Raw genomic sequence first — 24,044 nt, forward strand, 5'->3', positions numbered from 1 at the left:
GGTATCCTATCTGGTAAGTAAGCCGAAACGGCTTCGCCGTCCTTTACAGTATCCGTTTCAGCGCTAAATATAAAAATCATTTATTGCGTGAAACATATAAGACCCATATTCTAACAAAAAAATCATGCAATTTCAAAAATACGTGTATTCAGTATTGGTTATTTTAACGTATATGTGCCGCGAACCATGACAACCAGACCCAACGTTTGACCGTCTTGGACAGTTATCCCCCGGCCTTCACGTGGAAAAGATAGCAAGTGGTTTGTCGGAACTGCAGTTCCATTGGCAAGATCTACTCCGTCGGTCAGGTCACCGACGCCATTGCTGTCTTGTGTAGTGATTACTGCCTTACCGGCACGTACAATAAACTCCGCACCTGCTCCGGCAATCAGGGTTTGACCTGGCTTCACATCGACAATAACATACGCAGTTGAGGCAATCTGGGCCGGTGTGCTTGATGGTCCAGGGGTAGAAGTTTTGCTTGGTGCGGCAGTTGTTGCGGGGGTAGCTGTTGCCACTGGTGCTTGAGTAACAGTTCCACCACCCTGAAGTGCTTTCTGAATTTGCTGGTCCACATAACTTTTGGTTACAACCGGATCATCGGCTGTTCCTGGCTGCGAGCCTACACTTGCTCCTTCAGCAAAAGGATTCATAATGGATCCTGCGACAAGAGTGATACCTAGAACTGCAGTAAGCGCAGAAATTTTTGTTAGTTTATTCATACGTCTATAGTTCAGCCCTTTCTCATTCTGATACGAATAACTAAATAAAAAGGCAGAGAGCATCACTGCTCTCTGCCTTAATGTAAAGCTTAGGTGAAATATTATTTCACTGTGATGCTTGTGCCAGTAGTGATTGGGTTAGCGAATGGACTTGGTGATTTAACAACGTCAGTTACAGTATCAGCTGCATTAGAAACTCTAACAGTTAATGTAGCAACCTTGTTCACATCAAACGTTCCATTAGAAGCAGTGGAAGCAGTTTGAATCAGGATATCACCAGCAGTGTAAGTACCACTACCATCAACATCTAGGAACAATTGACCAGTAGCGTCAACCAGTTGTTTGAAGGTAACTACATATTTACCTGCATCAGTACCAGTTCCTGGTGCAAATGTAGCAATGTTTTGAACATTAGATCCAGCTACAGTTACGTTATTGATTACGAATTCGAAGTCATTGTAAGTTCCAGCCGTTACTGTGGATACATTTTCACTGAATCCAAGAACAACCAAACCATTGCTGGAGATTGTTGCAGAATTCATAACTGGTGATACATCATCGTTTAGACCCAGACCGGAAACAGCAACCGCATTAGCGATATTTCCAGCTTTGTCTTTAACATTAGTGACATTAAGTGTGTAACCTTCAGTGGATGCGATAGAGCCAGCTGGCAAGTTGATAACCGCAGTAATACCAGTTGCTGCACTTTCAGAAACACCAGAATCCAACACAACTGTTACATAAGCTCCGGATGGAAGTGCTTTACCATTGAGCAAGTAATTGCTTACGTTTTGAACAGATACCAGATCAAGACCGATGTTGTCTTTCATGGTGATCTTAATTTGGTTACCAGCCAAACGATTTGCAGCTGGTACTGAAGTTGCAGTAGTTGCTACTTCTGGTTTGCCGCTATCGGAAGAAGCACCCACAGTAAAGCTCAGAACAGCTGCACCGTTACTGTTTGTTTGAGTGGATTTATCCTTAGCAACGCCGTTGTTTACACGCAGAGTGTAAGTACCGGAAGTCAGAGCTGTACTTGTAGTAACACGCAATTGTGTGGAATCATTTGCGTCACCAACAGCTGACACAAGTGTAGGGCTAGTAACTACCACACCATTAGCATTAATCAAGCTGAATGCACTAGCGCTACCGGAAGCTGTAACATCTTCACTGAACTTAACAACAATTTCGCCAGTAGCGATTTTGCTAGTGTCATAAGATGCGGATTGAACCACAGGAGCAATTACGTCCTTAGTCAACGTAACAGCATGACTTGTAGTTGTTTTAGCATTACCCAAAGTATCTTGGATTGCGTCTGTAAGGATCAATGTACCAGTGAAAGTACCGGCGGAATTGAAAGGTACAGTTCCAAGTTCAACATTAAGATTTTTTCCATCAGGTTTGGAGTTCAATACTGTTACAGGGTTTCCGTTACCATCAAGAAGTTTAACTGCACCAGTAATTGGAGCTGCAACATTCTTGTCAAATACAACTTTGATCAAGTTATCGCGTGTTGCTGTTACGCTTTGAACTACTGGAGCTACTACGTCAGAGGACACCGCCACAGACAAAGCAGTTGGGTTTGGAGCCAAGAAGTTGCCAGCGAAATCTTTGAAGTTCAAAGCGCTGATTTCATAGGATTTACCAGCAGTCAGAGTTTGACCAGTTGTTACTTTAATTGTTGTAGGAGTGGAACCAGCTTCGGATTTTGCAGCAACGCCACCCACATATACAATTGCGCCAGTTGGGTCAACTGGTTCGGAGAAAGTAAGAGTAACAACATTTGTTGTTGTCTTAGCTGTTGCACTTGCAGCAGTCAATACTGGAGCAACGGAATCACTGGAAGTCAAAGTTGCAGTGTAATCAGCAACTGTTGCAGCAGACGTATCTTTTACGCCAGTAACAGAGAATTTGAATGGAGTTCCGGCAGTAATAGCAACGCCAGCACCAAAGCTTGTATTCAAAGCATCTGGAGTTGTGATTGTTACTGTTCTCTTATCCGCACCAAGTTCAAGAACGCTCTTGGAAGGGATTGCCAGTGCCTTAGTCATTGTATTGGTTTGGTAAGTATAGTTCGTTACAGTTTTTGCAGAATCTTCATTCACAGTTCTGTTGAATACTACTTGAATTTGCTTAGCATTCAGAACAGTTACAGTTTTAACTTGTGGAGCAGTCAGTGTAACTGTGTACTTGTAGGAGTAACCGTTGTAAGTGAAGGTTACTTCAGTTGCTTTGTCAGCCACAAGAGCTGTAGCCAATTTGATTTCGGCAGTTTTGCCGTCAACAAATGTTACGCTCAAAGTTGTAGCATCCAAAACTTCTACAGTTTTGATTGCAGGAGCTTTAGAGATAGTGTCAACTGCATAAGCTGCTTCTACCACCAAAGAGCGAGTAGCGTTAGCTTTGAAGTTAGTACCTTGAGCAACCAGTCCTGCGTTGATAACTGCTTGAGCATAGCCCTTAGCCCATGCAGATGCGGAGTTATCAGTTGTAGCTGGAGTTTCAAGTTTCAGAGCGCGGAACAATACAGCCGCTACTTCTTCAACTGTTACTTTACCGTTGTAGTCGAAGATACCTTTAACAGTATCTTTACCTTGCATCAATTTAGCTGCAGAAGCTGCTTCGATGTAAGGAACTGCCCAGTTACTTGCTGTGTAACCTTTGTCTTTGTAAGACAGTTTGCCAGTTACTTCAGTAAGACCGAACAATTTAGTAACGATCTTAGCAAACTCAGCACGAGTCAGATCTTTTTCAAGATGAGCTTTACCGTCTGGATATCCGTTAAGGACACCCTTAGCTGCTAAAGCATCAAATTTTGCTTGTGGAGTTGTTGCAGTTGCAGTTTCACCAAACGCTACAGAGGCAAACATCGAGAATGCCATTGCTGTAGATAATGCTACGGATAAAATTTTCTTCATAACCTTTTTTTCTCCTCCTTGGACGTTCATGAACTGAGATTTTTCTTTAGTTGGGTAGCTCATGTCACTCATTAGCCGATGCACCCCCTTTCCCGAGTTGAGCATATTAAGTATAAATAATGTCTGTGACGGGTATCACAGAAACTTGTAAACAGGTTGAAGACAGAGTAATACTAGATTCCTAATTCTACCTAAGTATTATACAATGTGCCTCAAGTCACGTAAAGCTAATTTTTCCAATCGGCTATGCTCTTCGATATTGCAAATGCCGTTGGTAAATGACTCTACACCTTAAACGCAGATGATTCAGAAAAGTTGCGCTTTGTTCAAAATATTTTTTTAAGGACTGTGACCTGGCATTTTTCCATTAGAAGATACATTATGTATGTTCTACTAACTATTGTTAATGATGGGGGGCTACGGGACTCAGTATAGCATAGAGACTTTTAAAACGTCATTAAGCAATATTTGTTAAGTAAATAAACATAATTATCCTATTTCAAACCATTCTTTGATAATAAGAGCAAACAAAAAGCGCCCATCTAGGCGCTTTCTCTATAGCTATAGTCTAACGAATCTTCATTGATAGTTGAATCAATTCCTGACGTTTCTCAGGGCTGGCGTTTACGTTCTCGTACATTGCATCAATTGCCCCGCGATTTTCGCGGTAGGTCTTCTCATGTTTGATCGTAGTATGCGACCATTCAATTAGAGCATTCTCTGCAGAGACAAGATCATTGTATGCGTCATGGAATCCTGTAGCCTGTACAAGCTCTTCCATAACCTCTTGCGTTATCTCCTGCAATGCACGTTTTGCGGCAATTTCCTTTTCCATAACTTTTGCTCTATTCTCAAACGCATTCTTTGCTTTCATGTAGTCTAGCTGTGCTTTTGATAAAATCGGTTTCATCGATGGCTTTCACCTTTCAGAAAATATTATTTTCTAAGTTATTGTAACGTAAAACGATACAGATTACAAAGTTAATGTCGATGGCAGATATTTTCCATTACAAAAGAACAGGCCCGCGAACAGTTTTCGCGGACCTGTCGTTCTATTCCTACATTAATTGAAGGTTTTTGGGAAGATGCTTGTGCTCTTCTGAAAGAGTGCCACAGCAATCTTTCCGGCTTCCGCTCTTGTCAGCTTGCCCTTCGGATTGAAATTATATACCGGTTTGGTTTGACCCGTAATCGTCACTGCACTACCTTCCATGATTTTAGCTTTCGACACCGCGTCAATGGCTGGTCTGGAGTAAAAATCCATACTTCCCGAATCTACAAATGATTTGGTAAGGGTGGTCAGCAGCTTGGCATCGTTGAGGGCCATTTTAAGCTTCAAGGCTCTTGCAATCATTACTGCGGCCTGTTCTCTTGTTAGCGGCTGATCCGGGCCAAAGAATCCATCACTTAAGCCTGTTACGATCCCTGCTCTGGCCGCGGTCTCAATATGTTTGAAGTCCCATGTTGTCGAAACTGCCTCCGGCACAATATCAAAGAAGGTTTGCTGGCTGTTATTGTAGCTAAGAGGGATATTCAACCCTTTTACCAGCAAGGTGGCAAATTCACCACGCGTAGTCGTATCATCCGCTCCAAATTGGTCGAATCTAAGATTTTTCATAATACCTTTGGAGTATAGCCCGTTCAAAAGGTTTCTTGCCCATGGATGATTCGTGATGTCTGTATATCCACGACGGAGTTTCATTACTGTATAATATCCGAACTGATCAAAAGGCACGGTGATCGTGTGTTTCTTCGTATCTACCTCACCGCCAATGTTTTCCCATTGTCCCGAATCCGTATAACGGTACACTGTTATTGTTGACCCAACTTCATCCACAATATTAGGACTAAATGTCAGGGTCAGATCGCCACGCTGTGTAGGAACAATTTTTCGTTCGGCTTCAATTTGTGTGAAGTTACCTTCTACCGAGTATGGCGCAATACCATTTGTAGCCGGTTTATAGAGTGCAGTGCCCTTAGTTCCCTTTTCTCCAAGACCTCCGCTAATCCAGTAAATGTCGGAAACCCGGGAAAAGTTATTGGTTTCTACTGTAGAGTTAAAACGCAAAACCAAATCGGAAGGAATCAGCAATGTGCTTTGGCCTCCTGGGGTACGTGCATCTGCATCTACGTTGATCGTGTTACCATAATCATTTTTACGTTCAACCACACCGTCTACCGGATCTGCAATTCCGAATAGCAGCTTGGTATCAGGATAGTATTTTGCTGCACCGGAACTGGTGTTGCCTTTCATTAGTGTGCCCTTTGGAAACGAAAGCTCCAGTCCTTTGTTAAACACGCTATACTTAGCAGCAACCTTTTCAGCCATAAATTGCGTGTCTACTTGAACGGCACTAGCGTAATAGACAGTGATTGTATCATTAATGGTTGCCGCAGCACGGACAATCTGAATTTTAATTGTAGTAGCCTTATCTGGCTTCAAACCTACATAATCCAGCGTAAATCTGTTCGGCAAATCTGTGCGTGGAACAGCTACAAACTTATCAACTAAAACCTTAGTTGCCCCTTCAGCTTCAATATCAAAACGGACAAAGTTTTTATTGACGACGATCTGTTTTCCGACTGTTTCTACTGGAGACAAAATACGGTATGGAGAAACTTCGCGTTCCACTTCCATACGTTGATTCGTGCGGGCACCAGTTTCATTGATTAATTCCAGGTTATATACAATGCTTCCTGCGGTTTCTGCCGGAATATCCATGATCCGGAGAATGAAATCCTTGCTGCTACCTACAAAATCATAGTAGTAAGTCTTTCCTCTATAAGTGAAATTTGTTGGACCTGCTTTGGCTGAGGATGTACCTAGGATATTATTATCCAGGGAAAGGAACAACTCAGAACCTTGGTACAGGTTAAGTTTGGTCGCCGCTCCACCTCTGAGTACCAAATCGTAGCTGGTTTGACTTGTAACATACTTTTCGTCCTTATAGATGAACTCAGAAGTCAAACCAAGAATATCGTTAAGCTCTTTATCCGTATAGTCCTTTATATCCGTATGGCTGAGCGCAGCTCTCCCTTTAGGTAGCTTAGGGTGGAATTGCGACAGGTTAGAAACATTGGTATCTACAATATAGATTTTCAGTTCTTTGCGGATTTCTCTCTTATTCCCCACATTGTCCATGGATGTCCCGGTGAATACAATTTTATTCTCTCCATATACAAGTGGTCCCGCAGCTGCAATGTTCAATACAAATGAGAATTTCGGGTCACTCTTCGGATCGAATTTATCAGTAGACTGAAGCGCCGGAACAAGTTTGTCATTTGAAGTTCCGTTGACGAAAAATTGGGCATTGCTGATATTTTCGAACCCGATATATTCACCTGATACCAACATCGTGTTTGCATTGCTAGCCGAACTAAATGTGTAGGTCTGACCATCATTTAAGTTAGCTACATAAATATAGTTCTTAGAAACATAAGCAATATCTGCATTATAGAAGGATTGCGAACCTGAAAATTGAAATTTCACCTTCTGCTGTCCGTTGGAGAAGCCAACGACTTTATAGACAGCCTCATTAGTACCTAGGTTAGTAAGGTTAGACTGTAGCACTAGCTTCAACGATGCACCCAAGGGAAGGTAAGAACCCAGTAAAGTTGAAGGTGCTGCGCTTGACTTCACCATAATGAAAAAGTCAGGCGTTTCAACTTGAGCTCCGTTTAAAGGAAGCTTCGATAAGGTTGTAGCATCAATGGTACCTGTACTTTCCTTATACCCTGAAAGATAGTACATATCTGTAATGACGTTCTCGCCCGACAAGAACTTATAGGTTTCTTTGACCGATGTAGTGTAAGTTCCGTACTTAATACCAACGATTACGTTAGAAGTTCCCGCAGTAATCGTGAATGGGTTTGTAGTCTGGAATGTGATCAGGCGATATTGAGGTGTCACGCCATCCGGAGCCGGGATAATGATTTCTTTCTGTGGTGATGCACTCGGCTTTGTACTAAATGTACCGTCTGCGGCAACCGTATAGGAATCCAGTACGTCGATTGGAACGATCTGATCATTAATCTTCACTTCATGATCCGCTTCAAAAGACTTGGTGCTAGCATTGTACGGCAAAAGTACCTGACCCATAATCTTGGCTGTGGTATCTTGAGCGGTTAGGGTAGGGATGTTATCCAAAATATTATAAGCTTTATAAACGGGTGTGGCCAGCGTTGAATCTCCGTGAGTGATTAGTAAATCGGTAAATGGCTTATTGGTATCAAAGTAATACACCGAACGTTTAATCGAAATGGAGTCGGCTGCATTCTGCACAACAATGTCCAGCGTATTCTCTCCGGATTTCAAAGTAAGAGCTGGTGTAAAGAAGGTTCCATCCTCAAGAAGTGAGGTTTGCAGTGAAGAACCCCCATTGAGGGATACGCCTACCTTGGTCGCGTTCGTCACATTACCTTGCAGCGTAATCTGCTGGTTAGGTACAACAACCTTTGTACCTTCATTTAAATTAATGGCCGTAGGTCCTCCTCCAAGCACTTGGAGAGAAGAAATGTAAGGGACCTTATCATAGAGAACATAAAACGATTCGGAGCGTGTCAACGAGCCCTGCATCCCTGAGAAAGTGACTTTATTATATCCTGTGAAAAGGGTGAGGCCACTTGCAATGAACCGGTTATCAGGGTTTAATGTGTCTGTAGTTACCGCACCAGTAGTGGTATGCGTATCATCGGTAACCCACTTCCCCCCACTCTGCGTCATCTGTTGCACAGTAACTTTCATAGTGGAAGCTGTTACCTGTGCATAGGTACCCGTAATGGAGAAGTTAGGGGTGCTTGTCTTATATACTGTATTCCTGGTAATTTCAGTCAAAGAACCAGCGGCAGCTGTCTGGTCAAGTTTTGCTGTATTCCGCAGCGTGAGATCATCCGGACTGAAGTAGGTCGTGGTCGCATTAGTTGCTGCCGCTGCTTGCGGCGTGTATTTGCCTGGAAACATGGAAACGATTAGAGCCGCGAGCAGCAGCCAAACGAATGGTCTCTTAAAGCGTAACATGTGTTATATCTCTCCTTTGAGTATATGTTCTCGATATCCTTCACTTTGTTCTTTATCGGTTATAGTGGCAGAATTTTTTAGGAATACAATAAAAAAGCTCATCCTAAAAAGGATGAGCTTTGTAAATTAAAGGAATATAATTGCATATTTCCGTATTTAATGCCTTTATGACTTGGAACCGCGCTCCGGACTGACCTTCATTCGCATTCTTAGCAGGAAGTCAATTAAAGGACGTTTGGTCTTGCTGATGACACCCGTGATCTCCGCGCCAATCTGCAGGAAGAAGAGCATCACGCAAATTACGACGAAGGTTACCCAGTTGGCTTCATATAGGGACGCAGATGTTTGGATCACAGCCAGTACCCCAAAGAATGCGGCAATCCCATATATAATCAATACTGTCTGTCTGTGGCTGAAGCCGAGCTCGCGCAGGCAGTGATGCAAATGACCTTTGTCCGGAGCGAAGATCGGCTTCTTCTGCAGCTTCCGGCGGACGATTGCAAAAAACGTATCCGACAGCGGAACTCCGATGATCAACAGTGGTGTAATAAAGGAAACAACTGCAATCTGTTTGAATCCCAGCAAGGCAAGAAGCGCCAGGCAGAAGCCCAGGAACAGTGAGCCTGTATCACCCATAAAAATTTTGGCAGGATGAAAGTTAAAGAACAAGAAACCCAAAATACTGCCCAGCAGGAGCAGGCAAAGCAGTGCAACCATCGTATTGCCCATCAAAAACGCCATGACAGCAATAGTAGCGATCGCGATACCGGAAACCCCGGCAGCAAGCCCGTCCAACCCATCGATCAGGTTAACGGCGTTCGTTACCCCGACGATCCAGAAAATGGTCAGCGGAATGGCAATCCAGCTTTCCAGCGAGGAATACGTATTATTAAATGGAATGTTTACGAAATCAACGGTAATCCCAAATCCAAAAACAACGATGCACGCTGCGGCTATCTGGCCTAACAGTTTCACCTTTGCCGAAAGCTCGAACCGGTCATCCAGTGCACCGATAAGAACGATCAGTCCGCCGCCCGAGAGCAGCGCTTTGATGAAACTTACCTCCCGCGGAGTAAAATCATAAGGAATAAGCGGTAATACGGCAAGCAGACCTAACACAAACGCCAGAAAAATACCTAGTCCACCGAGACGGGGCATGATCTTAGTATGCACTTTACGGGCATTCGGCACATCCGTGGCACCAATCTTAATTGCGAATTTCTTCACCAGTGGTGTCAAAAGCAGTGCAAGTCCCATGCACACAATGAATCCGGCGATGTATATGATTAACATTTGACCAGTCGACCTCCATTTCTCTACCGCATTGAATTATACGCTGAACGTAAAACAAATTCCAATTCCGTTTTTAGGCTGTTGAACGGATTTTTGTACTAAATAACCGCATTTCTCTAGACTTTTGTCACTTTATCTTTCTCACGTAGCACTTTTACTGCGAATTTCGGCAGCGCAAGCATTCTTTTGTAGCGGGTTGGCTCCTTAAGAAGGCGATATAACCACTCCGCACGAAGTTTTTGGAAGCCTTTTGGCGCCCTGCGGCTCTTGCCGGAGATCACATCAAAGCTTCCGCCGACACCCATCATGACCGGGATGTTCAGCCGGGTTTTGTATTTGGCGATCCAGGGCTCCTGACTATCTGCTCCTCTGGCGACAAAAAGCAGGTCAGGCTGAGCTTGGACGATTCCACTAATAATCTCCTCATCCGCATCGGGACCGAAAAAGCCGTCGTGATAGCCCGCGATGATGATACCGGGATACTGAGTTTGTAACCGGGAGGCCGTCTCGCGAATCACCTCGGGTGTAGAACCCAACAGATATACCTTCCAATTGTAGCTTTCTCCTCGGTGCAGCAATTCATGTAACAGATCAAACCCTGCTACGCGCTCAGCTACGGGCTGTTTGCAGTATTCCGCAGCCCACACGACACCTGTTCCATCGGGAACCACCAGTTCGGCTGATTTCATAATTTCCATATACGCCGGATTCTCCAATGCCATCATTACCATGATTGGATTGGCTGTAATGACCTGATGCGGCTCACGTTTTTGGACGGCATCGGTTAAATAGGAAACAGTGGCTTTCATATCAATTTTGGATACCCGGATACCATAAATCGGCACCGTGGGGATCACACTGTCTGCTTTCATGTATCAATCACCCTTTACGGCGGAAATATTCAACAATTTGCCGGGCTGGCGCCTCTGCCTCCTGCACTAGTGAAGCAATACGCGGCTCACGTTCAAGCTTCCACTCATCCGCTGCTGACAAAAGCTGCAGCACTTCGGCAGCAAGCTTGCCGCTGTCCAGTGAAGACGTCGTTCCAATAGGCTGGCAACCAACCCGTTCCAGAAAATGATCAATCTTCGGATCATACGATATGCCAATGAGAGGCACCCGTCTGCCTGCAGCATAAATCAAGCTGTGCAGCCGCATTCCGATTAGAACATCACATTCCCCTACCTCCCGCAGCATTTGCTGTGGATGCAGTGCATCCTCACAGATACTGACCACTCCACCATACTGGGAGATTTCTTGCTCCAGCTTCTGCATGATATACCGTGATGCCTCATTATCAGATGAATGGTGGAAAGGCAGAAACCTAAGATGAAGCGGAGTCTGCTTGCAGGCCTTCAGCAACCCCTCGGTGATAGCATCCAGCTCTCCCCGGGATTGTTCCCAGAAGCGTACCGAAATCCCAACAGTCTGAACTGCCTGTGGTGAAAGAGCTCCTTTGCTGCTTGCAACTTGATCTTCCGGAAGGCTTAAGCCCATCACCGGGTCAGGGACCACTTCAATCTTATTCTGGCCTAACCCCATGGACTGCAGCAGCTCACGCGATTGCTCGTCCCGTACAGAGATATAGCTGCATTTGCGGAAAACCGATTTGATCAACGGGTGAAAGAGCTTGCGGTTAACCGGGCCAATTCCCTGAGCATAAATAAAGGTCGGTTTACCCATCCATTGTGCCAGCTTGATGATACCAAGGTAGTACGGGATACTTTTGCTTCCGGTCACATCCTGCAGCAAGCTGCCTCCCCCACTGATCAATCCTGAGCTTCCAGCAATTGCGCTTCGCACCTCTCCCAGCTTCATGCGGTGTACCGACTTTACGCCATAGGTTGCTGTCGTCCATTCGGGATCTATCGATAGTACAACAGGGTCGATAGCTAGCCCCGTCGCCAGGGAATGCTTCTGCAGTGCAATAAGGATCGACTGCAGCACCGCTTCATCTCCACTGTTTCGGAAACCGTAATACCCCGAGATGATTATTTTCTGAGGAGCGGCGACCATCGTTTCCAACACCCTTCTACAAGCTGCCATACCCCTACTGCGATCAGACCAATAATCAGGCCCAGTCCAAGTCCCAGAAGTCCACGAACCAGTGAAATCAGAACTGGAGAGTGAATATGGGCAAAGGTATCAACCATGGAGAGCTGGCCGATAACAGCAATGATCATGATAAAAGCGGCATTCCGGTATTTATAGGCCATAAAAGCCCCAAGGATAAACAGCGGATGAGCGAGCAGGAATTCCTTGTTGCGCGGACGGACCCCGACTGCATTCTCAAGGAAGTTACGGAAAGACATTTCCAGAGAGCTTACATTGCCGTTATTACCGGTCCGGCTCAGATAGTACATCCCCAAGATTCCCAGCACCCCGGCGGCTATTACCCAGGCTAAGGTAATTGGCGTCTTCAGAAGCTTACCGGTCTTGCTCAGAACGAACTCTCCACGGTACAGCAGCACATAGACAGCAATCAGCGCAATTGGCGCCAGATGCAGCAGACTGACACCACGGAACTGGTTGAGCACGAGACTATAGGTGATATTGTTCAGCAGCGCGATGACAAACGGCACGGCACTCAGGGAGATCAAAGCAGTTTTGATATAGAGTACCAGACTGTGGGTCAGGCGGCGCTGCGGTGTCATAACCACAAAAGTCAATGGATTAGTCCTAAGCGGAGGACCCATTTCATTAATTTTGCGTATCGCCAGTATGGTTGCAACAGTCGGTGCGCTAATCGCTACTGCAAGCGCTAAAGCCTGTTCGAACAATTCCGGTTTCAGCAGCATCAGCCCGGCGCTCCCCACAAGACCAAGGGCCCAAGCAGGCAACGTAAGCCATGGTATAAAATAAGAGACCAAAAGAGCTACCATCGCCAATGCACCTATCACGGCAACCAATTTGAAATACCGCTGGAAAGAGGAATCCACAACATCAAAGGCAGTGGCCTGTCCCAAAGTGAATCCGTTGCTCTTGATTTTTTCCACTGCGCCTCCAGGCTCACTGAGGCTTGTAATGAGATTATCCAAAGTGTCTTTGATCTGCGCCTTGGAGGTGTCACGTGATGGAATCGTATTGAGGTAAATCATACGGATGTTCCGGTCCTTTGTGGCAAGTGCAAAGCGGTCGGCAATCGTTTCCGGAGAAAGGGCCGAATCCCCTTCACTGAGCGAGTACAGACGGGTTACATTGTAATCCAGCAGATACGCTAGTTTGTTGAAGCCTTTTTGCTGTGCTTTGATATTCTCAATAGCAGCAATCCCCATTCCCCGATCTTTAAGAAGATCAGCAAACGCAGTAATACTCTTCAAATCAGCATCATCGTTAAATCCTTTAACAGACTCGCCTTCAAAAAGCAGACGTTTGACACCGAGCTCCTGGTATCGATCCAGCAGTTTGGTGACAGCAGCCTCATTGTATGGCAGGGAATCCACAAGCCGAGGTACGATATTAAACCCTTTGTCATGCAGCATCTCCAGAGTAAAAGGGTCTGGTTGCAACGGCTTTAATGTAGCATCCTCCAGCGGAGTTTTGATAATAAGTCCATGTTGCCCGCGGAAGCTCCAATCCTCAGTAGCTATATCCATGCCGCTAAAACCATCACGGATGATAGGTGCAAGGGCCTCACTGTTCTCCGGGCTGGTAAAGAGAACATATGTATAGTTCTCATTCTCCGGAATCACAGTGTTCATGAGGTTGGCAATATCCGCCGCTCCCCATATCATCACCCGGTGGGCTTTGCGGTAATCTTCCAGCGTGTTCTCGTAAATAGCCATACTGCCTACTCCGGCAGCCTTCAAACGGTCAAGCTGCTGGGAAATATAGTCCTGCGGATTCGCCCGGTAGCTGGCCACTTCCACTAAGTCACGATAATCAAAAACAAATTCAACAGTCTTGGAAGATTTCTCCGTCTGCAGACGATCATAGACGACAGGCAATGCGGCAAGCACACCAATCACCACTATTATCCACAACCACTTCCGTGAAGCGATGTTCCAACGTTGCCATTTCTGCTGCACTCCAAAGTACCTCCTCTTTCACTTAAAGCCTGTTCAAGGCTAATTTCAAGCAGAAACGGATGCGCATCCTTAGAGGACCGGTATCCGTTTCGCTTGAATCCTGTTTTTCTATTATTTATTTCCCGTCGACACGGGACATAACCTGTTCTGTAAGCTTAGCAACCTTATCTTTTGCGTTCTGCAGCGATTCTCCGCGTACTGCAAAATACACTTTAATCTTCGGCTCTGTGCCCGATGGACGCAAGCAGAACCATGAACCGTCAGACAGCAAATACTTTAGAACGTTTTCTTTAGGGAGTCCGTTTAGTCCCAGTGAATAATCCAGCACCTCGCTTACAGCCGCACCGGCGATCTCCTTCGGCGGATTGCTGCGCCAGTCATTCATAATCCCCTGAATCTGCGCCACACCGTCTTTGCCCTTCAAAGTACGTGATTCCAGGCTCTCCAGGAAATAGCCGAACTGTTCGTAGAGCTCCTGAAGTACATCATATAGCGTCTTGCCCTGAGCTTTGTAATATGCACCCGCTTCAGCAATCAGCATGGAAGCAAGCACGGCATCCTTGTCACGGGCATAATTGCCGGCAAGGTATCCATAGCTCTCTTCATAGCCGAACAGGTAGGTATATTCACCGGACTGCTGGAACTGGGTCATTTTTTCACCGATATATTTGAACCCGGTAAGGGTATTAAATACAGTAGCCCCATAATGCCCAGCAACAGCTGCACCCATTTCACTCGTTACTATGGTCTTAACGACTGCTCCATTGCTTGGCAGCTTGCCCTGTTCTTGAAGACGGCTCAAATAGTAATGAATCATGAGGGCTCCAGACTGGTTGCCGGAGAGAACGACGAACTTCCCTTCATTGTCGCGTACGACAGCGCCCATGCGGTCTGCGTCCGGATCTGTACCAATCAGCAGATCTGCGCCGAGCTCCTCACCAAGCTTTATCGCAAGAGTGAAAGCTTCCCGTTCTTCAGGATTAGGTGATTTCACTGTGGAGAATTCCGAATCCGGCTGCTCCTGCTCGGGCACCACATGCACCTCAGTGAAACCAATTTTGTTCAGTACACTGCGGACCGGCAGATTGCCTGTCCCATGAAGCGGTGTGTATACAATTTTGAAATCACGTCCCAGCTTGGATGCAATCTCATCACGGGCCACACTGACAGCCGCCACCGTATCAGTGAATGCTTCATCTTCTTGCTCACCTAGCCAGTGAAGCAGCCCTCCAGCCTCTGCCTCTTCTTGGGACATGCGCTTTACACCATTAAAGGAGTCCACTTCCATGATGTAGGAGATGACTTTTTCAGCCTCATGAGGAACAAGTTGTCCACCTTCGGCATTATATACTTTGTAGCCATTGTACTCCGGAGGATTGTGGCTTGCAGTAATCACTATGCCTCCAGTAGCCTTCAGATGACGCACAGTAAAAGACAGCTGCGGCGTAGAGCGAAGAGATGTGAACAGATGGGTCTCAATACCGTTTCCGGCCAGTACCAGCGCTGCCTCAAGGGTGAACTCCGGCGAGAAGCGGCGGGAGTCGTGCGCAATTACCACAGAAGGTCTGCCTTCACCAGTGTGCTGTTCAAGAATATAATTGGCGAAGCCTTGAGTCGCTCTGCCTACCGTGTACCGGTTAATCCGGTTGCTGCCTGCTCCGATAACTCCGCGCAAACCGCCCGTACCGAACTCCAGATCTCTGTAAAAGCGTTCTTCCAGTTCCTGCGGCTCATTCTCGAGTGCCTTCAGTTCCGCCTTGGTGTTCTCGTCAACGGATGGGTCCTGCAGCCAGCGTGATAGGGTCTCTGCGGCCTTCGGGCTTAGTTGAGTCATATCAAATCTCTCCTTCTCCATTTATGATATATGATTTTATAACAGGTCTTAGCTGAGTGCGAACATTATTTCACCGGACGCAACCACTTTGCCATCCACTCTCGCTGTAGCTTGACCTTTACCTATGCTGCCCTTAAGGCGTGTAATCTCCACTTCCAGCTCAAGCGTGTCTCCCGGAACAACCTGACCACGGAAACGGAATCCGTCCAAGCCTGCCAGAAAACCGATTTTCCCTTTGTTGGCTTCCACGCCAAGAATCGCTACAGCACCTACCTGAGCGAGTGCTTCAGTGATCAGTACACCTGGCATAACCGGATATCCGGGGAAATGGCCTGCAAAAAAAGGTTCATTCACTGTAACATTCTTGATGCCGACTGCCCGCTTGCCCATCTCTATTTCGGTAATTTTGTCCACCAGCAGAAATGGGGGCCGGTGGGGGATTATTTCTTGAATTTCATTGATATTCATCATGGATACAAAGCTCCTTTCGGATATAAACCGCATCTTCTACACTGTCTGCCGCTGCAGCGTTTTGTTTTATTCTTCACGGTACTGCATAAATATGGGCAGCATCGGGAAATATTATAATATCCTTCACCACCTGCAGCAGTGGAGGTTGAGATAAGGGGCTTTCTCCACCACACATGGCGGAGAGGGCCCTTTTTGTCTCAGGGGCCTCCATCATTATACATTTTCCAGTATAAAAAAGAAAACTCCCCTGTACAACAAGGGAGTGTGAATATTTATGCTTATTTATGGCGCAAACACTAAATCGTAAACATGCTTCCAGGTGCTCCACTGAAGCACATCGCTGAAATCCTTTTTACCGAGGACAACGTAACCGGTCACCAAGCCACCGGACAGTGCTGCTATCAGCAGTACCGGAATTAGAAACCATTGAACAATCGTCCATTTGGAGATCCCCCGGCGCTTTACAGGTTGCTGCTGATGTTCATCTTCGGTTGATTCCGGCTTACCATTGATCTGACGAGCCATTCCTTCACCTACCCGCGCATGTTATTAGCCAGGCCTTGCATTTGATCACTGGAGGATAGTGCCCGGGAGGCGAGCTGGTAAGTGCGCTGAATCTGCATCATTTCCGTCATTTCCTTACTTACATCCACGTTGGACTGCTCCAGATACCCAGACCTTACGCCTACCGTCGAAGGCAATCCCGCCGCTTTAAAAGCCTGCTGTGTGGTAACTCCGTCAGCAAGCATATAGAAATTCCCGTCAACCGCCTGAAGTGCACTCTTGCTGAGAGGCTCTACAATCATTATAGCTCCAGCTACCTTAGCTGGCGCATTCTCATCCGTCTTGGTCAGCACCCGTCCGCTCTCATCAATAGCGGCTTTTACATTAGCCGGTACAGTTAATGGCTTACCTTGCGTATTAAGCACAGGGTTACCAGTGTTATCCACCAGCATCATATTAGCAGGATTAGCGGTGTCCGGTACAAAGTGAAAATCCCCTTGGCGTGTGTAGGCTGTAGCACCGTTCACCTGAACTCCAAATAACCCATTGCCTTGAATGGCCAGATCGGTTGGGTTCCCAGTCTCCTTGAGAGGGCCTTCCTCCCAGTTGGTTGTCACCATAGGTACCCGGACCCCAAATCCGATATTAAAACCAAGCGGTGTGCTTCGGCCCGGCTGATCATAATCCTTGGACTGCTGCTGAACCCGAGTCAGAACATCCTCAAAGGAGCCTTCTTTGCTCTTATATCCCTCAGTATATATATTGGCGATATTGTCAGCAATAATATCCAAACGCTGCTGGAGACTGGACATTGAGACGGATGCGCCTATTGTCGAGTTATTCATTGGTTACTCCTCCTGTCCTAGACTCTGCCAACTTCATTTACAGCTTTTTGCAAGCTGCTGTCATAATACTGGACAACCTTCTGATTTGCTTCGTACGCCCGGTAAGCTGCATTCATATCTACAGTCATCTTGGTCGCATCAACATTGGAATTCTCAAGATACCTCTGCCGTACCTGCAGATTGTCTGTGCCATTAGCGAAGCGGATCTCCGCATTCTTAACATCATCTGCATGGAAAACACCGTTCCCGTCACGAACCAGTTCCTGGGGTCTGGTAACTACACTGATGCCTATTTTGGTTCCAGAAGGGCGCCCTGTTACAGGGTCAAGTAGATTGCCCTGTCCGTCTACTTTAAGATTGTCTTGCGGACCTGTCAAGATGAGCGGTTTGCCGTTGCTGTCGAGCACTTTGAAGCCGCCCGCGCTAAGCACCTCCCCAGTCGGTCCTACTCTGAAGCTCCCGTTTCGTGTATATAGATTATTACCGTCATTATCCTGTACCGTAAAAAAAGCCTGTGGCCGGTAGATAACCTCGCCTTGAGGGGTTATATACTTGCCCGAGCCGTCAAAATTAATATTGCCGCCTGTAGCCGGGTCTGCCACCTGCAGATCCGTAGATAATGCGAAATCGGCCGGCTTGCCGCTTTCAATGAGATCCCCCTGCAAATATTGGGAGACAGATTGTTCGGCAAACACGCCTGTATTCATTTTACCAACGGGTTTGACGATGCCGCCGCTCATTGCGGAAATAAGTACCTCAGGAAAAGCATGGCTGACACTGTCTACCTGCTTGTACCCCGTTGTGTTCAAATTGGCAATGTTCTGCACTGCCGTATCATGTCTGCGCTGCTGCGTTACCATTCCGGCAGCGGCCGTATATAATCCTCTAAGCATGAGGGTGAGTCCCCTTCCTGATTGTGCTGTTAACTTATATTATCGGCAGCCTAGAATTTTTTCTTAACATTCTTGTCCAATTGATCAAGCATAATCCCGGTACCCTTAACCACACAATGCATAGGATCCTCCGCCACCCAGACTGGAACATGCAGTTCCTCAGAGAGCAGCTCGTCCAAACCGTTAAGCAATGCGCCTCCGCCGGTCAATACGACACCGCGGTCAATAATGTCTGCTGACAGTTCTGGCGGTGTGCGCTCCAAAACCGATTTGGCAGCAGCTACGATGGAGGAAACCGGATCCCACAGTGCTTCCTTCACCTCACCGGAAGAAATGGTCAGCGTCTGGGGAAGTCCGCTTACCATATCCCGCCCGCGAATATCCATTTCAGATTTCATACCGCCCGGACGGACGGAGCCGATGGTTACCTTGATATCTTCTGCCGTGCGTTCGCCGATCAGCAGCTTGTACTTCTGTTTAATATATCTTAAAATGGCCTCGTCGAACTTGTCCCCTGCAACTTTGATCGAGGAGGCGGTGACGACGTCGCCCATGGACAACACGGCTACATCCGTCGTTCCGCCGCCAATATCGACGACCATATTTCCACTTGGTTGATAAATATCCATACCCGCACCGATCGCTGCGGCTTTGGGCTCTTCTTCCATAAAAACTTCCTTGGCCCCGCTGCGTTCCGCTGCTTCCCGGATCGATTTCTGTTCAACGGAGGTAATATTTGTGGGGGCGCAGATCAAAATACGTGGCCTAGCATACCAGGAGCGGCCACCTACGCGGTCAATGAAATACTTCAGCATCATTTCCGTAATCGCAAAATCCGCAATAACCCCATCCCGGAGAGGACGGATCGTAATAATATTTCCCGGTGTACGGCCTACCATGCGCCGCGCTTGTTCGCCTACCGCAAGGACTCTCTTCGTATCACTTTCGAGCGTGACCACGGAGGGTTCATCCAGAACGACTCCCCTTCCCTTGACATGAATGAGCACATTGGCCGTGCCGAGATCGATTCCGATATCCTTGCTAAGCATAATGAAAGAGCCCCCAAAGTGTTATTTTAAAATATAAGGAAGTATAAGTTTCACACTATACTTTTTATCCTTCTATTTCTCGCTGAAACGGATACTGTCCTTGTATGGACGGTGCAGCCGTTTCATCTTGAATGAGAAAATAGTTAGTTAGTCCCAAATTTAAAAATACCATACTTTAGGGGAAGGATACAATGAAATAAAACTGAATTATCCCTTAAATTTCCGAAAATCTTATGGCTTTGAGGCTACGGCAACCTCGCGCTTTTTCCCTGTCGTTTTTTTATATTTTATTTTTGTGGCTTCTCCCCCCCGAAGATGACGAATCGATTTGTGATATTCGAGAATGTGCTTCACCTGATCGGCCAGATCAGGGTTGATCTCCGGCAAACGCTCCGTTAAATCTTTATGCACCGTGCTCTTTGATACGCCAAATTCTTTGGCTATGGTCCGGACCGTGTGCCTGGTTTCCACGATGCAGCGTCCGATTTTGATCGTACGTTCCTTGATGTAATCGTGCACGCTCCCGCCTCCCAACTGTGGATAGTTTGGTACATTATATGAGGGGCGGGCCTATATATTCACGCTTTCAGGACGTGACAAGCTCCGGAAGGCTCATTTTATTTCCTGGACAACCTAAATACGCCCTTGCTCGCGGCGGTATGGCTTCAAAATGTGATTCTCCAAGACAGATGGAAACGGCTTTGCCGTCTTTATAAGGACGGTATCCGTTTCAGCGAGAAATATAAGGATATATATAGCGTGAAACTTATAATTGCTTATGTTTACAAAAAAACAGGAGGCCCAAGGCCCCCTGCAGAATTCTCAAACTTAGCGCTTTGGCAGCAAATCCGACGGGTTAACTACCTTGCCATCCTCGTACACTTCAAAGTGAACATGGTTGCCAAGATTCTTCTCGATTTCACTGCGGCCTGCTGTTGCCAGCGTGTCGCCCTGCTTCACTTCGTCCCCCTGCTTCACCTTGGCGTCGCCGAGGCTTTGGTAGACGGTCTTCAAATTACCTGCGCTGGTGACCTCAACCACTTTACCGAATACGGCAACGTCTTCTACCCGGGTGACTTTACCGCTGAGTGCGGCTTTGACATCAAAAGACTGATTGTCCTCACGGGCGATGTCAATACCTACGTTAGGCACGAAGGTGTCATTATATTGCACCATGGCCGCCACATGATTCTCTTCGGTTCCATTTTCGTCATAGAACGGCTTAACCACTTCTACATCTGCCGGACTGGCTACCGGCCAGGCCAGGGTTTCTGCGGAAGCAACAACTTCCAGTGCAGCAGGGTCATTCTTGGTGGCGCCTGCCTCAGTACCTGTACCTCCGGCTTCCTGTGAAACAACCGCGGCGGTGTCTGGATTCAGCGGCTTCTGGCCTGCGTCCTGATAGACCCACACCAAGGTTAGTATAATTGCCGCTGCCGCCGTGTAGACTGCCGGAAATACCCACCGTTTGGATAACAGTCTGTTCCATGAAGAAGGCTGAGCGCCTGAATCTCCCTGCTTATTTTTGAGAGATTCATCATGGTTTGTTTTGTTTTTGTCTTGTTCATTCATATGCTTATCACCTCAGTAACCAGTGTTACCGGGCGCTTCGCTTTTATACGTATCTTTCAAGTTATTTTTTCAGGAGAGTTGAGACTTGGTTAAAAGAGACCCCGCTATAATAGTGTTTGAGAATTTGCGTAGCGGTGCTCCCCTCCTTCGCCATCCCGTTCGCCCCCCACTGACTCATGCCGACACCATGTCCGTTGCCATAGGTTGTAATCGCTACTTTTCCGCCCTGCCGCTTCCAGGTGAACTGGCTGGAGCGCAGCCCCAGCTTTTCGCGAACCTCCCGTCCGGTGAACACCGTGCCGGCGATAGAAATTTTCTTGACCCGGTGCCCGGCTGTCAGGGACAGCACTTCCGCAGGCAGGCTCGAGGAGGTTGAGGAGACAGGTCTTGCCAGGGAAGAAGCAGCGAGATGGCCGGAAGCCGGAATGGCCCTATCTGCAATCCCTAGCTTCTGTATCAGTTCGGAAGTCGTGAACGTATATGTCACCGCCAGATTCGGCGTGATTTCCTGATCCCATGGGCTGGCCACACTACGAAGGTAAGGTACAGCCGCATTCCAGTAGTCTTCGGAATTTTCGGTAAAGCCTCCGCTGGAGGCGAAGAAGGACGCGGTGATCGGCTGTCCTTGATAGGTCATCACCACTCCGCGCGTCTCCCGGACCGCGCGGCGGATCTTGGCCAGCCCGGCGCTCTTGCCGCCGAGCGTCCACTCCCGTTCCAGTGCGGCCCGGGATACGTAAGCCTGATGGCTTACCGTATCCGTCACATTCGCGCCCGGAACGGGCACGCCACTGCTGTCGCCGGCCCGCAGGCGGCGGACAATAAAGGTGCGCGCCGCGACGGCTTGCGCTTTGAGCGCCTCCAGCTCAAAGTCCGCCGGCATCTCGGCCGCAACCACGCCGCTGACGTAGTCCTCCAGCGGCAATGTCTCTATTTGTCTGCTGCGCGACAAATAGACAGCGACCTTCGGCTGCGGGGCTTCCTCCGCTGCCGGACCCGGCCTCGCCGGGGAGGCTGTGACCTGCTGCGGCACAGCCGGGGGCACTGGTTGTCCCCCGCGCAGCAGGACAACGGCCATCGGCAGCAGCAGCCCCGCCAGCAGGGGCGCTGCGAGCCAGGCGGCGGGGGCCAGCCGCCTTAGCCGGGGCATCGTGCGCCGTGCGCGCAGGATACGGCGCGGGGGTTTGATTTTACGCCGCAGCAGATAGCGGTAATCTTTCATCTCTATGTCTCCTTCCGTCAGTCACCGTTGATTCTTATAGATATGAATTACGTGCAACTGCTAGAACGATATTCTAAGAGAAAGAGAGATCAACGAAAAAAGACCACCTGCAAATAGAGGTGGTCTTGAAGAGCTATGAATTGTGATTATACCCAGGTTGGCTGAACCTGAAAGCGGGGCTTAACCTCTTCGCTTTTGAAGGATTCGCTTCTAGAAGCTCCCGGTTTAGCAACCTCTTCCTTCACAGCCGTAGCAGCCGCTTCTGACTCTTCCATGGAAATCCGCCATATGTCCGCACCAAGTCCCGACAGTTTCTCAGCCAGATGTACATATCCACGATCGATATGATGGGTTCCGCTAACTTCTGTCGTACCTTCTGCAACCAGTCCTGCCAAAATCAGTGCAGCGCCTGCACGCAGGTCTGTAGCGGTTACTTTGGCTCCGACCAATTCCGCATTGCCGGTTACGATCGCGGAACGTCCTTCTATCTTAATCTCAGCATTCATATTGTGGAATTCATCCACATGCATGAACCGGTTCTCAAATACCGTTTCGGTCACAACACTCGTGCCTTCCGAACGAAGCAATAACGCCATCATTTGTGATTGCATGTCGGTTGGGAAACCCGGATACGGCAATGTCTTCAAATCCACAGCCTTGAGCGGCTTGTCGCTGATAACACGAACACCGTTCTCATCCGGGATAATTGTCACGCCCATCTCTTCCATCTTGGCAATCACAGGACCGAGGTGGTCTGCAATTGCGCCTTCCACGTAGACATCGCCCCCTGTAATCGCAGCCGCCGCCATATAGGTACCTGCTTCAATACGGTCAGGAATAACATGGTGTCTGACGCCGTGCATGCGTTCTACGCCTTCAATGCGAATGACTCCGGTGCCCGCACCGCGCACGATACCGCCCATCCCGTTCAGATAGTTAGCCAAGTCCACAATTTCCGGCTCTTTTGCCGCATTCTCAATTACAGTTACGCCTTCGGCGAGTGCTGCCGCCATCATTATGTTTTCGGTCGCGCCGACGCTGGCTACATCCAGATATACCTTGGCCCCGCGCAACCGTCCGTTTATTTTCGCTTCAATGTAACCCTGGCCCAGACTAATTTCGGCACCAAGCGCCTCAAAGCCTTTTAAGTGCTGGTCGATCGGTCTTGTACCGATGGCGCAGCCGCCTGGCAAGGAAATACGTGTATGACCCAGTCGGGACAAAAGAGGGCCCATTACCAAAAAAGAAGCCCGCATTTTCCGCACCCATTCGTATGGTGCTTCACAGGAAGTAAGATTTCTGGCATCAACCTCAATGATATCGTTCTGGTATGTAACACCCGCACCCAGAGATTCCAATACTTTGCTGATTGTCATTACATCGTCTAGCGGAGGTGCGTCCACAATGACGCTGACTCCTTCTTCTGCCAATAGAGAGGCGGCTATGATCGGTAGTACGGAATTTTTTGCGCCGCTAACTTTCACGCTCCCGGTCAATCTGTTGCCACCGCGGACGATAAATTTGCTCATTTCGGTTTCCCTCCGCGTCCATTATTTCTTAAATTAATGCTTTGTATGAAATTCTTATGTTACCATTCCCTGACCTGCGCCCGAGGTGCGGGCACGCTCCTTAAACATCAGTGTTGACATAATAAAACCGTATTATTCGACACTTTT

Annotated in this window: 18 protein-coding genes; all 18 read right to left on the bottom strand. The window is 47.6% G+C overall.

Features of this window, described 5'->3' with window-relative positions; all coding sequences use genetic code 11:
* Positions 1–158 precede the first annotated feature (158 nt).
* The 18 genes from A3848_RS23490 to murA all read right to left on the bottom strand — a co-directional run bounded on the left by A3848_RS23490 (position 159) and on the right by murA (position 23,897).
* Positions 159–722, bottom strand: coding sequence for a hypothetical protein (locus A3848_RS23490; RefSeq protein WP_074087443.1), 564 nt, complete (start codon positions 720–722; stop codon positions 159–161).
* A 101-nt stretch (positions 723–823) separates the two neighbouring features.
* A complete protein-coding gene (locus A3848_RS23495) occupies positions 824–3,712 on the bottom strand; it encodes an S-layer homology domain-containing protein (protein WP_074087302.1) in 2,889 nt (962 codons plus the stop codon).
* Between the two features lie 496 nt (positions 3,713–4,208).
* The gene (locus A3848_RS23500) at positions 4,209–4,550 is read right to left on the bottom strand and encodes a hypothetical protein (protein ID WP_074087303.1); all 342 of its coding nucleotides are present in this window, start codon (positions 4,548–4,550) and stop codon (positions 4,209–4,211) included.
* A 153-nt stretch (positions 4,551–4,703) separates the two neighbouring features.
* Complete coding sequence (locus A3848_RS23505; RefSeq protein WP_074087304.1) at positions 4,704–8,657, bottom strand: S-layer homology domain-containing protein; 3,954 nt, start codon at positions 8,655–8,657, stop codon at positions 4,704–4,706.
* Positions 8,658–8,822: 165 nt separating this feature from the next.
* Positions 8,823–9,950, bottom strand: coding sequence for a glycosyltransferase family 4 protein (locus tag A3848_RS23510; protein ID WP_074087305.1), 1,128 nt, complete (start codon positions 9,948–9,950; stop codon positions 8,823–8,825).
* 116 nt (positions 9,951–10,066) lie between these two features.
* Entirely contained in the window at positions 10,067–10,822 is a 756-nt protein-coding gene (locus A3848_RS23515) for a WecB/TagA/CpsF family glycosyltransferase (protein ID WP_074087306.1), read from the bottom strand.
* Between the two features lie 7 nt (positions 10,823–10,829).
* The gene (csaB, locus tag A3848_RS23520) at positions 10,830–11,966 is read right to left on the bottom strand and encodes a polysaccharide pyruvyl transferase CsaB (RefSeq protein WP_074087307.1); all 1,137 of its coding nucleotides are present in this window, start codon (positions 11,964–11,966) and stop codon (positions 10,830–10,832) included.
* Positions 11,942–13,978 (bottom strand): DUF5693 family protein, encoded by a 2,037-nt coding sequence (locus A3848_RS23525; protein ID WP_074087308.1) that lies wholly within the window; start codon positions 13,976–13,978, stop codon positions 11,942–11,944. The genes csaB and A3848_RS23525 overlap by 25 nt, the downstream gene beginning before the upstream one ends.
* A gap of 115 nt (positions 13,979–14,093) precedes the next feature.
* Entirely contained in the window at positions 14,094–15,812 is a 1,719-nt protein-coding gene (locus tag A3848_RS23530; protein WP_074087309.1) for a phospho-sugar mutase, read from the bottom strand.
* Between the two features lie 48 nt (positions 15,813–15,860).
* The gene (gene fabZ / locus A3848_RS23535; RefSeq protein WP_074087310.1) at positions 15,861–16,283 is read right to left on the bottom strand and encodes a 3-hydroxyacyl-ACP dehydratase FabZ; all 423 of its coding nucleotides are present in this window, start codon (positions 16,281–16,283) and stop codon (positions 15,861–15,863) included.
* 282 nt (positions 16,284–16,565) lie between these two features.
* Positions 16,566–16,808: a DNA-directed RNA polymerase subunit beta gene (locus tag A3848_RS23540; protein ID WP_074087311.1), complete on the bottom strand. Its 243-nt coding sequence runs from the start codon at positions 16,806–16,808 to the stop codon at positions 16,566–16,568.
* An 8-nt stretch (positions 16,809–16,816) separates the two neighbouring features.
* Entirely contained in the window at positions 16,817–17,632 is an 816-nt protein-coding gene (locus tag A3848_RS23545; RefSeq protein ID WP_074087312.1) for a flagellar hook-basal body protein, read from the bottom strand.
* A 17-nt stretch (positions 17,633–17,649) separates the two neighbouring features.
* Positions 17,650–18,525, bottom strand: coding sequence for a flagellar hook-basal body protein (locus tag A3848_RS23550; RefSeq protein WP_074087313.1), 876 nt, complete (start codon positions 18,523–18,525; stop codon positions 17,650–17,652).
* A gap of 50 nt (positions 18,526–18,575) precedes the next feature.
* Positions 18,576–19,574, bottom strand: coding sequence for a rod shape-determining protein (gene mreB, locus A3848_RS23555; RefSeq protein ID WP_074087314.1), 999 nt, complete (start codon positions 19,572–19,574; stop codon positions 18,576–18,578).
* A 231-nt stretch (positions 19,575–19,805) separates the two neighbouring features.
* Complete coding sequence (gene spoIIID / locus A3848_RS23560) at positions 19,806–20,093, bottom strand: sporulation transcriptional regulator SpoIIID (RefSeq protein ID WP_019915029.1); 288 nt, start codon at positions 20,091–20,093, stop codon at positions 19,806–19,808.
* A 309-nt stretch (positions 20,094–20,402) separates the two neighbouring features.
* The gene (locus A3848_RS23565) at positions 20,403–21,146 is read right to left on the bottom strand and encodes a M23 family metallopeptidase (protein WP_074087315.1); all 744 of its coding nucleotides are present in this window, start codon (positions 21,144–21,146) and stop codon (positions 20,403–20,405) included.
* 61 nt (positions 21,147–21,207) lie between these two features.
* Entirely contained in the window at positions 21,208–22,368 is a 1,161-nt protein-coding gene (spoIID, locus tag A3848_RS23570; protein WP_074087316.1) for a stage II sporulation protein D, read from the bottom strand.
* Positions 22,369–22,514: 146 nt separating this feature from the next.
* Positions 22,515–23,897: a UDP-N-acetylglucosamine 1-carboxyvinyltransferase gene (gene murA / locus A3848_RS23575; RefSeq protein WP_074087317.1), complete on the bottom strand. Its 1,383-nt coding sequence runs from the start codon at positions 23,895–23,897 to the stop codon at positions 22,515–22,517.
* Positions 23,898–24,044: the final 147 nt, after the last annotated feature.

The sequence above is a fragment of the Paenibacillus sp. P32E genome, assembly GCF_001909085.1.
Classification (GTDB): domain Bacteria; phylum Bacillota; class Bacilli; order Paenibacillales; family Paenibacillaceae; genus Paenibacillus_AQ; species Paenibacillus_AQ helianthi.

What these genes read in the sequence shown, in the direction of transcription:
- A3848_RS23490 (WP_074087443.1), bottom strand. Translation starts at nt 722, where the DNA reads ATGAATAAACTAACAAAAATTTCTGCGCTTACTGCAGTTCTAGGTATC.
- A3848_RS23495 (WP_074087302.1), bottom strand. Translation starts at nt 3,712, where the DNA reads ATGAGTGACATGAGCTACCCAACTAAAGAAAAATCTCAGTTCATGAAC.
- A3848_RS23500 (WP_074087303.1), bottom strand. Translation starts at nt 4,550, where the DNA reads ATGAAACCGATTTTATCAAAAGCACAGCTAGACTACATGAAAGCAAAG.
- A3848_RS23505 (WP_074087304.1), bottom strand. Translation starts at nt 8,657, where the DNA reads ATGTTACGCTTTAAGAGACCATTCGTTTGGCTGCTGCTCGCGGCTCTA.
- A3848_RS23510 (WP_074087305.1), bottom strand. Translation starts at nt 9,950, where the DNA reads ATGTTAATCATATACATCGCCGGATTCATTGTGTGCATGGGACTTGCA.
- A3848_RS23515 (WP_074087306.1), bottom strand. Translation starts at nt 10,822, where the DNA reads ATGAAAGCAGACAGTGTGATCCCCACGGTGCCGATTTATGGTATCCGG.
- csaB (WP_074087307.1), bottom strand. Translation starts at nt 11,966, where the DNA reads ATGGTCGCCGCTCCTCAGAAAATAATCATCTCGGGGTATTACGGTTTC.
- A3848_RS23530 (WP_074087309.1), bottom strand. Translation starts at nt 15,812, where the DNA reads ATGACTCAACTAAGCCCGAAGGCCGCAGAGACCCTATCACGCTGGCTG.
- fabZ (WP_074087310.1), bottom strand. Translation starts at nt 16,283, where the DNA reads ATGATGAATATCAATGAAATTCAAGAAATAATCCCCCACCGGCCCCCA.
- A3848_RS23540 (WP_074087311.1), bottom strand. Translation starts at nt 16,808, where the DNA reads ATGGCTCGTCAGATCAATGGTAAGCCGGAATCAACCGAAGATGAACAT.
- A3848_RS23545 (WP_074087312.1), bottom strand. Translation starts at nt 17,632, where the DNA reads ATGAATAACTCGACAATAGGCGCATCCGTCTCAATGTCCAGTCTCCAG.
- A3848_RS23550 (WP_074087313.1), bottom strand. Translation starts at nt 18,525, where the DNA reads ATGCTTAGAGGATTATATACGGCCGCTGCCGGAATGGTAACGCAGCAG.
- mreB (WP_074087314.1), bottom strand. Translation starts at nt 19,574, where the DNA reads ATGCTTAGCAAGGATATCGGAATCGATCTCGGCACGGCCAATGTGCTC.
- A3848_RS23565 (WP_074087315.1), bottom strand. Translation starts at nt 21,146, where the DNA reads ATGAATGAACAAGACAAAAACAAAACAAACCATGATGAATCTCTCAAA.
- spoIID (WP_074087316.1), bottom strand. Translation starts at nt 22,368, where the DNA reads ATGAAAGATTACCGCTATCTGCTGCGGCGTAAAATCAAACCCCCGCGC.
- murA (WP_074087317.1), bottom strand. Translation starts at nt 23,897, where the DNA reads ATGAGCAAATTTATCGTCCGCGGTGGCAACAGATTGACCGGGAGCGTG.